We start from the raw sequence: 13,973 nt of genomic DNA, 5'->3' as shown, positions 1-13,973 counted from the left end.
GTCAAGCGGCCTCCTTGCCGGACAGCAGATACACGATTTCCAACGTGATTTCGGATGCCATTTTTTGAATATCGTCTTTTGTGACGGCCTCCCAGCCGGAGATGAGGAAATCGGCAGTGAAATCATCATTCAATTCTTTGTACTGATCAAACACTTCGATCTGTCCCCTTGCCGAGTCGAACGTGCTCTTGACGCTGTTCGTCAGCAGCGCTTTTGTCTGTTCGATCTCCAAATCCGTGATTTCCCCTCGCTGCAAGGCGTCGAGTTGTTCATTGATCAGTTTGACCGCTTTCTCTTCAAGCTCCGCATCGATTCCGGCCATGACATAGACCAAGCCGTAATGCGCAGAGTATGAACTGGACGCGTAATACGCCATGCTCTCTTTTTCGCGGACATTCATGAACAGCTTACTATGCGCAAAGCCGCCGAACACGCCATTCGTCACTTGCATTTTCAAATAATCCGGATGTGTGAAGACAATTGGAGTGCTGAAGCCGAGATGCAGTTTCCCCTGTTTCATATCCTGTTTTTCTTTCACGTTCCGGACTTCCGATTTCTGTTGCGTCGCGCCAGGAGCAGCCGCTTCCTCGTCATTTTTCCGCACAGTCCGCGGTTCAAACGGAAACAACTTCTTGATCTTTTCCGTCATCTTCTTTTCATCGATATCGCCGACGATGTAAATGTTGATTTCATCGTTTTGCAACATGCTGTTATATGCCTCCAGCAACCCATCAGCCGTAACTGCTTCCACTTCCTCTTCCGTCCCATAGGAAGAAGTCGAGACCGGGCTATCAGGGCGCAGCAGTTCCAGCATGCGCTTTTGGGCGAAACGAGTCTTATCGTCATACACCGAACGAATCCGTTCTTTCACGGAACGTTTTTCACGGTTCACGACCGACTCATCAAACTTGCCATCGACGAAATTCGGGTTGAAGATAACCGCATGCAATAAATCCAACACTTCATCGAGCACAGTGTCGCCTGTCAAATACTCATCGTTCACACATTCGGCGTAAAGGGACATGATATGTGTATTGGCCCGTTTCGTCGCGTCCGTAAACAGGACGGTTCCATACAGCTCATCCAATGTGTTTCGCAGCTCGCTCTGCGTCCGGTATTTGCCGTTTGAATCCTGGAGCACATTCGCCAGGACGGCGCGATTCGCCGCCTTTTCGGAGTCCAGTTCGGTCTTCCATTTCACCGAAAAATTGATCGTTTTGAATTGTTCGAGTGAACGGATGTATAAATTGACGCCCTCTTGAAGAATAACTTTACTGAACATATAAACACCTCTGTTTTTGTTAATATGAAGATTCTCCACTTCACTATACATGTCAAATGCGGCCTGGGGCAAATTACAGCTTGCCGGATTGCTTGCAAATTAAGAACATGCTCCTGCCGATTCCAGATTCATTTATCAACTGCCATTAAAAAGCTGCCCGGATGTCTGCTGATTCGGGCAGCTTTCAATTGAACAATTTTTCATCGATTTCCTTTAATATATGGCTGACCGCTCGCTTTTGGTGCATTCGCCCGACCGATGAATCCGGCTAATGCCAAAATCGTCAATACATACGGCAAGATATTAAAATACACCGAGGGGATGCTTTGCAGAAATTGGATGTTCGTGGAACTGATTGCCAACGCTTGAGCAAATCCGAAGAATAAGGCAGCTCCCATTGCACCGATCGGATGCCATTTTCCGAAAATCATCGCTGCAAGTGCAATGAACCCTTGCCCATTGATCGTCGCGTGTCCAAAATCTCCCGTCATCGTCTGGGAATAGATTGCGCCGCCGATACCGGCAAGTCCACCCGAAATGATAACCGCAATGTAGCGGATTTTCGTCACATTGATTCCCATCGTATCCGCCGCCATCGGATGCTCCCCGACCGATCGGAGGCGAAGTCCGAAAGGCGTTTTATAAATGACGAACCAGGAAATGAAAGCCAATGCGATCGCTGCTATGGATGAACCATACAGCCCTTTGAACAACAATGGCCCTAGAAACGGAATATCTTTCAAAAAAGGGATATTGATCAAAGGGATGTACTGTTGAATGAAATCGGTCTGCCCTTTATCAAAAATCATTTTCACCGAGAACAAGGCAACTGCCAGACCGAGCATATTAATCGCAACCCCGGAAACGACCTGATCCGCCCGGAATGAAATTGATGCGACTGCGTGAATAATGGAAAACAGAGCCGACCCGACCATCGCGGCAAGGAGTGCAAGCCACGGCGTCCATGCGCCGAACGTTTCTGCAAAATGCAGGTTGAATAGGATCCCGATAAACGCCCCCATGATCATCAGCCCTTCCAGACCGATATTGACAACTCCGGAACGTTCGGAAAAGACACCGCCGATCGCCGTAAAAATGAGAGGAGCGGCGTACGCGATTGTAATCGGCACGATAAAGTATAAAAAGCCTAAGAAGCTCATCTCACTTCGCCTCCTTTTGCTTATTCAGCTTGCCGAGCAGAACCCGAATGATGTATCCGGAAGCGACAAAGAGAATGATCAGCGCAATGACAATCGATACGATTTCATCGGGAACCCCTGCCTCGCTCGGCATGTTGCCTGCCCCGTATTTCAAGGCGCCGAACAAGGATGCACCGAAAATGACACCAAGTGGCGTATTCGCGCCGAGCAGAGCGACGGCAATCCCGTCAAATCCGATTCCGGTAAATCCGCCGAGCTGCACCATGTTGCCAAACGTTCCAAGAGCTTCCATTGACCCTGCAAGACCCGCGAAGGCGCCGGAAATGACCATGGACAGGATAATATTTTTATTCACATTCATGCCTGCGTATTGGGATGCATGTTCGTTGAAGCCGACTGATTTCAATTCAAACCCGGTCTTCGTTTTTTCCAAGATGAGCCACATGATAAACACCATGGCCAAGGCAACAAGAATCCCGTAATGCAAGGTGGAGAAATCGGTTAGATTTCGGAGGAAATCCGATCGGAGGGAGGCGGTCGGATGAATTTTTTCCGTTTTGTAGCTGCCTCCTGAAACCGTTTTAATGAGTGCATTGACGACGTGGAGTGCAATATAGTTCATCATGATCGTGACAATGACTTCATGCACCCGCAAAGTCGCTTTCAGCAGGCCAGGTATGAACCCCCAAAGGGCGCCCGCCACAGCGGCAGCCAATAACGCCAACGGCAAATGGATGATTTTGGGCAATTCAATTGCAGTCCCGACAAAAGTGGCCGCAAACCAACCGACGATGAGCTGGCCTTCGACTCCGATATTGAAAAGGCCCGTCCGAAAAGCGAAGGCGACTGCAAGACCTGCCAATAGATAAGGGCTGATTTGGCGGATCGTCTCCCCGATAGCATAGGGACTCCCGAAAATTCCGTTCCATAAAGCAATATACGCTTCGACAGGATTATAATCGCTGACCAGCATGACAACTGCCCCGACTAACAGGCCTAGAATAATGGCGATAATAGGAACAAGTACAGTAACAAGCCTATTCGACATGGCGGTCGTCACCTTCCTTCAATACGACATCATCCCCGACAACGATCATCTCTTCTTTGACATGGCCAGCCATGAGCAGACCCAATTCTTGTTCCGAAGTTTCATGCGGCAGTACCGTATCCACAATTTGTCCGTCATAAATGACGGCAATTCGATCGGAAACATTCATCACCTCGTCCAATTCAAAAGAGATGAGCAGGACCGCTTTTCCATTATCCCGTTGTTCAATTAGCCGTTTATGGATAAATTCGATCGCCCCGACATCCAGTCCCCGGGTCGGCAACGCGGCAATGAGCAATTCAGGATTCCGATCCACTTCGCGGCCTATGATCAATTTCTGCTGATTCCCCCCGGATAGGGCGCGCACCAATTCGTGTTCCCCTTGTGTACGCACATCGTAAGCCGCAATGATATCCTTTGCTTTTTGGGAGATAACTTTATAATTCATCAGGCCGTTTTTGGAAAACGGCTTTTTGTAATACGTTTGCAATGCAGCATTATAGCCGACGGAGAAATTCAGGACGAGTCCGTGTTTATGGCGGTCTTGCGGGATATGGCCGAGGCCCGCTTCCGTTATTTCCCGAGGTTTTTTCCCCGTGACATCCACCGCATCGAGAAACACTTTGCCGCTTTTCACCTTCCGTAAACCGGCAATCGCCTCGATCAATTCCGATTGTCCATTGCCATCAATCCCTGCAATGCCGACAATTTCACCTTTACGGACGGATAAATTGAGTCCTTTCAATTGGGGAACGCCCCTGTAATCCTCAACAACCAAATTTTCAACCCGCAGCACCTCTTCCGTCGGTCGAGGAGGCCCTTTTTCGGTTTTAAACGTCACTTGACGACCGACCATCATCGTAGCCAATTCCACAGGGGTGGTTTCCGAAGTGACTACAGTGCCGATTCCTTTCCCTTTTCGGATGATCGTCACACGGTCGGAGACCTCCATGATTTCTTGCAATTTATGCGTAATGATGATGACGGATTTCCCTTCTGCGATCAATTTCTTCATGATGGAAATCAATTCTTGGATTTCCTGCGGGGTCAAGGAGGCCGTCGGTTCATCGAAAATCAAAATGTCAGCACCGCGATAGAGCGTTTTTAAAATTTCCACCCGTTGCTGCATGCCAACTGAAATGTCTTCGATTTTCGCATAGGGATCGACATCGAGCCCATACAACTTGGAGATTTCGGCCACTTTTTTGGCTGCGGCTTTTACGTTGATCATGCCCATTTTCTTCGGTTCATTGCCGAGGACGATATTTTCCGTTACCGTCAGATTTTCCACGAGCATGAAGTGCTGGTGCACCATGCCGATTCCTAAGCTATTGGCCACATTCGGATCGGTTATGGCGATCGCATTCCCACGCACCCGGATTTCCCCGCCGTCCGGCTGGTACAATCCGAAGAGTACATTCATCAGCGTCGATTTCCCGGCACCATTTTCTCCTAACAGGGCATGGATTTCCCCTTTTTTCAGTTGGAGAGTGATATTATCATTGGCAACAAAATTGCCGAATACCTTACGGATATTCAGCATCTCCACTACGTATTCCATCGACACCACTCCCTCGACATTCATATGTAAACCATTTATTCATCCTCTATGATTAGGTCAAATTAACACAAGAAAAGGCAGGTCGCAACCCTTTCTTCTATTAATTTCGGTCGGGATTTCCATGGAACGCCTTCAAAATCCGTCGGAGGCTGAACTTGAATCGGCGAAATGTTAAATTTCCGCCGATTCAAGTCACGGCCTTCCCGGTATCCATTTCGTTATTTCTCAGGAATTTCCGGAACTTCGATTTCTCCGTCAATGATCTTCTTCGTATATTCTTCCACTTCAGCCATGACTTCTTCCGGAATGGCGCCTCGGGAGTCCGCTAATTCCACCCCTTGGTCCGCAAGGCCGTATGTTGTCACGTCGCCACCTGGGAACTCACCATCGCGCGCCTGCTCCGCTATTTTTTTAACAGCGATATCGACCCGTTTCAACATGGATGTCAGCGTCACACTCTGGTCCCCGACTTTTCCTTCCTCGTATTGGTCAGAATCGACACCGATAACCCAAACGTACTCGTCCGGATTTGCTTTTTTACGTTCTTTCGCTTCGGAAAAAATGCCGTTTCCAGTACCGCCAGCAGCGTGGAAAATAATATCAGCGCCCGAAGAGTACATTAAGTTGGCAGCCGCTTTCCCCAAGTCGGCTTTCGTAAAGTCATTTGTATAATGAACTTCCACTTGAATATCCGGATTGACAGCTTCAGCGCCTGCATGGAATCCCGCTTCAAACCGTTTGATGACCGGCAAGTCCCTGCCGCCGATAAACCCGATTTTACCCGATTTCGACATATTAGCCGCGACTACTCCAGCCAAAAAGGCGCCTTCCTGCTCTTTGAACATGACGCTTGCCACATTTGGCATGTCCGTCACTTCATCGACTAACGCGAAATGATTGTCGGGACGTTCCGAAGCAATATCCTCCACTGCGTCTTTCACCATTGCCCCGATCCCAAAAATCAAATCGAAATCACGTGATACCAATTTATTCAGGTTTGGGATATACTCGGCCGCTTTTGTCGATTGTAGATAATCATATCCACCGGTCCCTTTTTCTAAATTATTTTCTTCACCGAATTGTTTGATTCCTTCCCAAGCGGATTGGTTGAAGGACTTGTCGTCCACGCCGCCCTCATCGGTTACCATGGCGATCGAGAAAGTATCGTCAGCTGACTGCTGCCCTTCTGTGTTGTCTCCGGTGTCTTTTCCCTTATCCCCTCCACCGCATGCCCCAAGTATCGTTCCGGCTGCTAGCAAGAATGAAAGGCCAAGGCCAAATTTCCGTTTACCCAATGAAAGGACCTCCCTGTTTTTATTTATTTAGTATGACGCCTTAACGTCTTATACCCGTTTTCGCACGACATGAAAACTGAATTTATCCGCCCGAAAGTAGTTCTTTGAGAAAAGGACCATTTCCCCGTCCTCGCTATAATGATGTTGAATAAGGGCGAGCAGCGGGATTTCCACACCGCATCGGAGTATGGAAGAAGCTTCCTCGTCATAACCGACCGGTTCGATATAGGCAACCGCTTGGGAAATTCGGATATCCCCGGATTTTTCAATCGAATCGAAAATGGATTCGTTCCAAAGGTGCTCGACTCCGCCTGAAATCGTCCGGGCGAGGACTTGGTCGATGCAATAGACGACAGGTTCACCATCCGCCGTTCGAACCCGTTTGATTGTAACGAGGCGATCCCCATCTTCGGATGGAAATGTGTCCCCGTTTTCCTCGGTCAGTTCGGTATCATTGATATCCATGAAAATCGTACCCGGTTCCATGCCCGCCTCACGAATCATAGCAGAGACACTCGAGAGTTGCTCAATACCGGATGAAAACACCGGTTTCGGGTTCACAAATGTACCGACCCCATGTTTCCGCACGATGACTTTTTCCTCTTCCAGTAGCCGAAGCGCCTCCCGCAATGTAGAACGGCTGACGCCAAGGGACCTCGCCAACTCGAATTCGGAAGGGAATTTTTCATTTTCCTTGAAGACCCCGTTTTCAATATCCTTTTTCAATCGTTCGATCACCTGTATATACAGATGTCGCTGATCCGCTTTCACTACCATCATAACCCTCCTAAGAGGTCAGACCTCAGATGTTTGACATTCCACATTACTATAACACTGTAATGCAGTAAATAATAGAAGCAACAAGTAAAATGGCTTCCTCTTCGGAAAGGGCGAACATCCCTGTTTTAATACGAACTGTCATATTCTCCTTTATCGAGCAGAACTTGTCTCGGTTTACTTCCTTCCGGAGGGCCGACAATGCCGCGCATCTCCATCTGGTCGACAATCCGGGCTGCCCTGGAATAGCCGACGCGGAAACGGCGCTGCAACATCGAGACGGATGCAGTCTGCATTTCAACGACAAGTTGCACCGCTTCATCAAATAATTCATCCGTCTCTTCGTGAAGAGGGACTTCCTCCACATCTGTCGGAATCATCTCTTCCTGGTATTGGGCCTTCTGCTGCTCAATGACGAAATTGACGACTGCTTCGACTTCCGCATCCGAGACGAAAGCGCCTTGGACGCGGGTAGGTTTGGAGACTCCCGCCGGCAAGAATAACATATCACCTCTGCCGAGCAGTTTCTCCGCCCCTCCTGTATCCAAAATCGTCCTCGAGTCGACAGCTGATGATACGGCAAAGGCGATCCGGGACGGAATATTCGCTTTGATGATGCCTGTGATGACATCGACACTCGGACGCTGTGTTGCGATAATCAAATGGATTCCGGCAGCGCGCGCCATTTGGGCCAACCGCGTGATCGAGTCTTCCACATCACTGGAAGCGACCATCATGAGGTCCGCCAACTCATCGACGATGACGACGATGAACGGCATGCGCGGATGCTTTTCATCGTTCATCCGGTTCCATTCTTCGATATGTTCATTATAACCTTCGATATTCCGTGTCCCGGTGTGGGAAAACAGTTCATAGCGCCGCTCCATCTCAGCGACCACTTTTTGCAGCGCCTGGGATGCTTTACGCGGATCGGTCACAACCGGCGCAAGAAGATGCGGGACGCCATTATACACATTCAGTTCGACCATTTTCGGATCGATCATCATCAGTTTCACTTCATGGGGCTTCGCTCTCATTAAGATGCTCACGATGATGCCATTGATGCACACACTTTTCCCGCTGCCTGTTGATCCGGCGATGAGGACGTGCGGCATCTTGTTCAATTCAGCGAGCATCGCCTGCCCGGTGACATCCCGGCCGAGCGAGATCATCAACTTCGAATCAGGCCGGCTGTTCTCTTTCGACTCGACCACTTCCCGGAGGCTCACCATGGCAATTGCGTTGTTCGGTACCTCTATGCCGACCGCCGATTTCCCGGGAATCGGCGCTTCGATCCGTATATCCCGCGCAGCTAGCGCCAAGGCGATGTCATCCGCCAGACTGACGATCCGGCTCACTTTCACGCCCGTATCCGGCAGCACCTCGTATTTTGTGACAGCCGGGCCTAAATGGACTTGCGTGACGCGCACTTTGACCCCGAAGCTGAGGAATGTCCGTTCCAGCGTCTGGGCATTCGCTTGGATGGAATCATACTCCTCCGATTGATCATGATGGGGCGTCTGTTTCAATAAGGTGGCCGGCGGAAGGATATACGACTCGTTTTCCTCTTCCCCGGTCACTCCCGTATAGGTCGAAATTTCGACCGGCTTCGGTTGCTCGGGCGCTTCCACAGCTGCCGCCTGCTCCTCCTCTGCCGATTTCTCCTCCACTTTTTCTATCCGTTCGCTGAAAGCGGATATGATTGGCTGAGCCGGCAATGCTTCCTCCTCCACATCTCCATCATCAGGCACGTCCGGCACCGTACGCACTCCTTGGATAAGTGATCTTTTAGAAGCGCGCGATGAGCGGGAAGGCTGTTTTTTCTTCCGTTTCTGCTTTCCCTTCTGCTCAAACAGCCCTTTCATCGAATCGATAGCTGCCGGGAATTGTTCGATGACATACGGAACGAGCGCTTTTCCGGTCAGTAGCACAATTCCTATCAACAGCAACAATACACCCGCTACGGTCGCCCCCGCAGAATCGAGAAGCGAATGGAACATCGCAAACAAGACTGCGCCGGCCATGCCGCCACCTAACGCCCCTGTCCTCGACTCGATGCCGTCATTCGTGATGAGCACCTTCCACGTCTCCTTCAAAGCGGAATCGGACATAAGGACCCGGCTTTCATAGAGCTCTTTGAAAAGATAAATATGACTGAATAGAAGAAGGCTCGCCAAGATGAATAGACAGCCCGCGACAATCCGGTTCTTCCATCCGCCCATTTTCCGGTTGATCATATAAATCAAGGCTTGGATGATCAACAGTAACGGCAGGGCGCCATGCCAATTCCCAAAAATGAACCGTCCTACCGATGCCAGGCTCCTTCCGACGACGCCGAATTCAAATATGATGATGACGGCAAGCCCGATCATCGCTAAGCCGACGACTTCATAGAGCAGCGGATTCCAGCTGCCCGTACTCTTTTTTTGCGCAGAAGCACGCTTTTTCTTTTTCTTCGCCCGTTTCGACATTTTCCCCCTCCTCACTCAATCAGGTGGTCTTCGATCATGTACAGACAACTTTACTAAAAAAGGATTTCCCGCCGCAATGACGGCAAGGAAATCCTTGTTTGGTTGGAAATTAATACTCCATGATAATCGGGATGATCATCGGTCTTCTCTTCGTTTGCTGGAATAGATAAGAACTTAACGTATCACGGATCTCTTGTTTAATGTTTGTCCATTCAAACGTCTCTTTATTCACATACTTTTCGACAATCTTGCGGACCAGCTTGGCGGATTCCTCCAACAGTTCCTCGGATTCCCGGACATACACGAATCCGCGCGAAACGATTTCAGGTCCCGCGGCAATCCGTTTCTGTTTGCGGCTCAATGTGACGACAACCGTGAAGATGCCGTCCTGACTCAGCAATTTCCGGTCACGCAGGACGATGTTGCCGACATCGCCGACCCCGATGCCGTCGATGAGGACATTGCCCGCCTGCACACGGCCGCTCATCCGCATCTTATTATTTTTGAACTCGACGATATCGCCTTTATCCGCGATGAAAATTTGCGACTTTTCCAAACCGGTTTCCTGAGCGAGCTTGGAGTGCGCGATGAGCATCCGGTATTCGCCTTGAATCGGGATGAAATATTTTGGACGCATCAAATTCAGCATCAGTTTCAGATCTTCTTGGCTGCCATGCCCCGATACGTGGACCTTCTTACTGGAGGTCAACACTGTCGCACCCGCTTTTGCCAGCTCATTCATCGTCTGGAACATCTCGACTTCCATCCCGGGCGAAGGGGTGAACGTGATCAGGATCGTATCCGTCTCTTTGATGCGGAGATCCTTATGATGCTTGCGGACAATCCGCTCCAAGGCGTCGAGAGGTTCGCCTTTATTGCCCGTCACAATGACGACGACTTGATCATCGTCATATTTCTCAATGTCTTTCACCGGGATGACGATTTCATCATCGATATGCAAATACCCAAGTTTCATGCCGACTTCGAAATAGCTTTCCAAGCTTTTCCCGACGACTGCCACTTTCTTACCGGTTTCGCTCGCCTTGTCGAACACTTGCTGAATGCGGATGAAGTTCGACGCATAGAGCGCTACCAAAATGCGGCCTTCCGCCTTATGGAAAGTCTTCGAAAGTTCCCCCTCGATGACGGATTCGGATGTCGTATAGCCTGGACGTTCCGCTTCCGACGAATCGGACATGAGGATGAAGACCCCTTCTTCCCCGAGGCCCGCCATTTTCGCCACGTCCGGGCGGTATTTACCTTTCGCGGACTGGTCGAATTTGAATTCCCCCGTATGGACGATGGCCCCTTCGCTCGTATGGAATACGATTCCAAGCGAATCCGGAATGCTATGCGTCGTATGGAAGAACGTAACATGTGTCTGCTTGAAGTTCATGCGGCTTTTATTCGTCACTTCGAAAAATTTCACCTGATTTGGCGCAGGCATCTGTTTGAGATGCTCTTTCGCCAAGGCGAGCGTCAGTTTCGATCCATAGACCGGCGCCTGCACTTTCTGCAGCAAGTAGGCAATCGAGCCGATGGCGTCTTCATGGCCATGCGTCAAGAAAATCCCTTTCACCCGGTCTTTGTTCTCCTCGACATAGGAGATGTCCGGTATGACGATATCGATACCGAGCATCTCGCCTTCCGGGAACATCAGCCCAGAATCGACGATGAACATTTCATCATCGATTTCCACGACATACATCGCCTTCCCGATTTCCCCGACTCCCCCGAGCGGGATGATTCTTATTAATTCGTTTTTGGTTTTTGTCAAAATAGTTCCTCCTATTGCCTCTATACATTGAAATAAAAACTGCATCCGGGTTACCCACGTTGATTTCCGTTCCGGGCGGCCGTTTACCGCGGGGCGCAGCCAATCGAACGGCAAAGTGTTCGTAGGCCGAATTTCTGCACAATCAGGCATCCCATAGAGTTGCACCATCCGCGGTACGTCCCGCAGAAGTTGCCGCCTTCCACTCCAATCAACGTTGCACTCTGTCTGATTCACGCAAAAGTTTTAACCAATTTACATATGTTCAAAAAGCCGGGCAAGTTTCAGGCCGTCTTCGGCTTGGAATGAAAATCATCAACCCGGACAGACCCGTCTATGGCGAAAACCCATTTTTACGGTTTTAGCCAAACTTCCCGCACTTCTTAAAATTCCTATTTGGTTTCCCGTCCACTTCAACTAAGATTCATTATACGGGACAAGCGCATTCTGTACAAACAAAAAAAGCCTTTTTGAATGACAATGGCCTTTTATATGTTTTTTAAATTAATTCAGTCATTTGCTCCAACGACAAAAAAGCCGAGCCATCGCCATCCGATTGGATAGTGAGGCTCGGCACTGTCATTGAATTATACCGGTTTCTGAACCGAGAAGCGTGCGCTTTGTTGCTGGAAAGCTTCCCAGACTGCATCGAATTCCGGATGCACGTCGCCGTATGCCATGAGCGGCAGGCGGACGCCGCCGACCGGAACGCCGATTTTATTCAGCGCGTATTTGACCGGAACCGGGTTCGGAGAAGCGAATAATGCTCCGAATAATGGTAATAAGGCACGGTGCATATCAGCCGCTTCTTTCGTTTTGCCGTTCTTGAAGGCGTTGATCATCTGCTGCATTTCATTCCCGACAACGTGGGAGGCAACCGAAACGATCCCTTTCCCGCCGATGGATAGCAGCGGCAGTGTCAATCCATCGTCGCCGGAGTAGACGTCGAAATCATCCGCCGTCCCTTCGATGATGGCTGCCATTTGCTCCAGGTCGCCGCTCGCTTCCTTAATGGCCTGGATGTTATCCACTTTGGAAAGCGCGATGACTGTTTCCGGCACCATATTGACTGTAGAACGGCCCGGGATGTTGTATAGAAGAATCGGTAATTTCGTCTCCTTCGCAACATGCGTGAAATGGGCATAGAGCCCTCTTTGGTCCGGTTTATTGTAGTAAGGCGTAACGAGCATGATGCCATCCACGCCTAGCGATTCTGCCGTCTTCGTCAACTGGACCGAGACTGCCGTATCATTCGTACCTGTTCCTGCGAGGACCGGAATCCGCTTGTTGACTTGTTTCACCGTGAAGTCGATGAGCTCTTTATCTTCTTCTGCAGATAAGGTCGGTGATTCCCCCGTCGTCCCACAGACGACGAGCGTATCCGTACCGTTGGCAATTAAATGTTCGATCAAGTTGGCGGTTTTTTGGAAATCGATGTTCCCTTCCGGTGTAAAAGGAGTCACCATCGCCGTTGCTATTTGTCCTATATCCATTTTGATCAGCCCTTCGTTGTTTATTGTGATGCCAGAAGCTTTTCTCCGATTTGCACGGAGTTCAATGCAGCACCTTTCAGCAGGTTGTCTGAAACGATCCAAAGGTGGAATCCGGTTGCTTCTTCTGGATCTTTCCGGATCCGTCCAACAAACACTTCGTCTTTTCCTTCCGCGAATAGCGGCATCGGATACGTTTGTGTGGAAGGGTCGTCTTGAACGACGACGCCCGGCGCATCCTTCAGCAAACCTTTAAGGTCTTCCACTGTCACTTCTTCTGTGTCCAATTGGATATAGACCGACTCCGAATGGCCCGTCACGACCGGTAGCCGCACGCAAGTCGCCGTGACCGCAAGTTCCTGGTCACCAAAGATTTTTTTCGTTTCATTCATCATTTTCAATTCTTCCAAAGTGAATCCGGAACCGGATGGATGGAATGAATCGATTTGAGGAATCGCATTGAATGCAATCGGATAATGGCGTTCGGCAGAAGCCGACGGCAAGATTTCCGCCACATTCTCCGCACGCTGGTCGAAATGTCCACTTTGAGCATTCAATTCGTCGATCGCTTCGGAACCCGCTCCGGAAACCGCTTGGTACGTCGAAACGATGATCCGATTGATGCCATATTTTTCTTTGATCGGCTGTAGCGCTGCCACCATCTGAATCGTTGAACAGTTCGGGTTCGCTATGATTCCCGTATGATCCCGAAGCGCTTGAGGATTCACTTCAGGCACGACGAGAGGGATATCTTCCTTCATCCGGAATGCACTCGTATTATCAATGACGACCGCACCCCGCTTCACCGCTTCCGGAGCGAATTTCTCGGAGATCGATCCGCCTGCGCTGAAAAACGCGATGTCGATCCCTTCGAAAGATTCCGGTGTCGTTTCTTCTACTGTGTATGTTTGATTGCCTGCCTTTATCTCAACACCTGCCGATCGCTTCGAAGCCAACAGCTTGATCGATTTTGCAGGAAAATTGCGTTCAAGTAATTTTTCAAGGATTTTCGTCCCGACAGCCCCAGTCGCTCCGACGATTGCAACATTCACGTTCTTCATCTCTATCTTCCTTTCAGCTAGTTGAAGGATGGGGAAGCCATCTTGCATGCCGCA

General features: G+C 49.7%; 10 protein-coding genes. All 10 read right to left on the bottom strand.

What is annotated here, in order from left to right; all coding sequences use genetic code 11:
* Position 1: 1 nt before the first annotated feature.
* Positions 2–1,282 (bottom strand): EF-P 5-aminopentanol modification-associated protein YfmF, encoded by a 1,281-nt coding sequence (gene yfmF / locus OXB_RS10710; RefSeq protein ID WP_041074174.1) that lies wholly within the window; start codon positions 1,280–1,282, stop codon positions 2–4.
* Between the two features lie 200 nt (positions 1,283–1,482).
* Entirely contained in the window at positions 1,483–2,442 is a 960-nt protein-coding gene (locus tag OXB_RS10705; protein WP_041074173.1) for an ABC transporter permease, read from the bottom strand.
* Position 2,443: 1 nt separating this feature from the next.
* Entirely contained in the window at positions 2,444–3,490 is a 1,047-nt protein-coding gene (locus OXB_RS10700) for an ABC transporter permease (RefSeq protein WP_041074171.1), read from the bottom strand.
* Positions 3,480–5,051, bottom strand: coding sequence for an ABC transporter ATP-binding protein (locus OXB_RS10695; RefSeq protein WP_041074170.1), 1,572 nt, complete (start codon positions 5,049–5,051; stop codon positions 3,480–3,482). Before OXB_RS10695 ends, OXB_RS10700 begins: the two co-directional genes overlap by 11 nt.
* Positions 5,052–5,269: 218 nt before the next feature.
* Positions 5,270–6,346: a BMP family lipoprotein gene (locus OXB_RS10690; protein ID WP_041074169.1), complete on the bottom strand. Its 1,077-nt coding sequence runs from the start codon at positions 6,344–6,346 to the stop codon at positions 5,270–5,272.
* A gap of 48 nt (positions 6,347–6,394) precedes the next feature.
* The gene (locus tag OXB_RS10685) at positions 6,395–7,123 is read right to left on the bottom strand and encodes a GntR family transcriptional regulator (RefSeq protein WP_041074167.1); all 729 of its coding nucleotides are present in this window, start codon (positions 7,121–7,123) and stop codon (positions 6,395–6,397) included.
* A 128-nt stretch (positions 7,124–7,251) separates the two neighbouring features.
* On the bottom strand, positions 7,252–9,594 hold the full coding sequence (locus tag OXB_RS10680; RefSeq protein WP_041074165.1) for a DNA translocase FtsK: 2,343 nt from the start codon (positions 9,592–9,594) through the stop codon (positions 7,252–7,254).
* Positions 9,595–9,703: 109 nt separating this feature from the next.
* Complete coding sequence (locus tag OXB_RS10675) at positions 9,704–11,371, bottom strand: ribonuclease J (protein WP_041074162.1); 1,668 nt, start codon at positions 11,369–11,371, stop codon at positions 9,704–9,706.
* Between the two features lie 584 nt (positions 11,372–11,955).
* A complete protein-coding gene (gene dapA / locus OXB_RS10670) occupies positions 11,956–12,861 on the bottom strand; it encodes a 4-hydroxy-tetrahydrodipicolinate synthase (RefSeq protein WP_041074160.1) in 906 nt (301 codons plus the stop codon).
* Between the two features lie 20 nt (positions 12,862–12,881).
* The gene (locus tag OXB_RS10665) at positions 12,882–13,919 is read right to left on the bottom strand and encodes an aspartate-semialdehyde dehydrogenase (RefSeq protein ID WP_041074158.1); all 1,038 of its coding nucleotides are present in this window, start codon (positions 13,917–13,919) and stop codon (positions 12,882–12,884) included.
* Positions 13,920–13,973 lie beyond the last annotated feature (54 nt).

The sequence above is a fragment of the Bacillus sp. OxB-1 genome (genome assembly GCF_000829195.1).
Taxonomy (GTDB): Bacteria; Bacillota; Bacilli; order Bacillales_A; family Planococcaceae; genus Sporosarcina.
This window is presented reverse-complemented; position numbering and strand designations above follow the sequence as displayed.

Coding starts and splice junctions, on each gene's coding strand:
- OXB_RS10665 (WP_041074158.1), bottom strand. CDS start 13,919: ATGAAGAACGTGAATGTTGCAATCGTCGGAGCGACTGGGGCTGTCGGG.
- OXB_RS10680 (WP_041074165.1), bottom strand. CDS start 9,594: ATGTCGAAACGGGCGAAGAAAAAGAAAAAGCGTGCTTCTGCGCAAAAA.
- OXB_RS10695 (WP_041074170.1), bottom strand. CDS start 5,051: ATGGAATACGTAGTGGAGATGCTGAATATCCGTAAGGTATTCGGCAAT.
- OXB_RS10700 (WP_041074171.1), bottom strand. CDS start 3,490: ATGTCGAATAGGCTTGTTACTGTACTTGTTCCTATTATCGCCATTATT.
- OXB_RS10685 (WP_041074167.1), bottom strand. CDS start 7,123: ATGGTAGTGAAAGCGGATCAGCGACATCTGTATATACAGGTGATCGAA.
- OXB_RS10705 (WP_041074173.1), bottom strand. CDS start 2,442: ATGAGCTTCTTAGGCTTTTTATACTTTATCGTGCCGATTACAATCGCG.
- yfmF (WP_041074174.1), bottom strand. CDS start 1,282: ATGTTCAGTAAAGTTATTCTTCAAGAGGGCGTCAATTTATACATCCGT.
- dapA (WP_041074160.1), bottom strand. CDS start 12,861: ATGGATATAGGACAAATAGCAACGGCGATGGTGACTCCTTTTACACCG.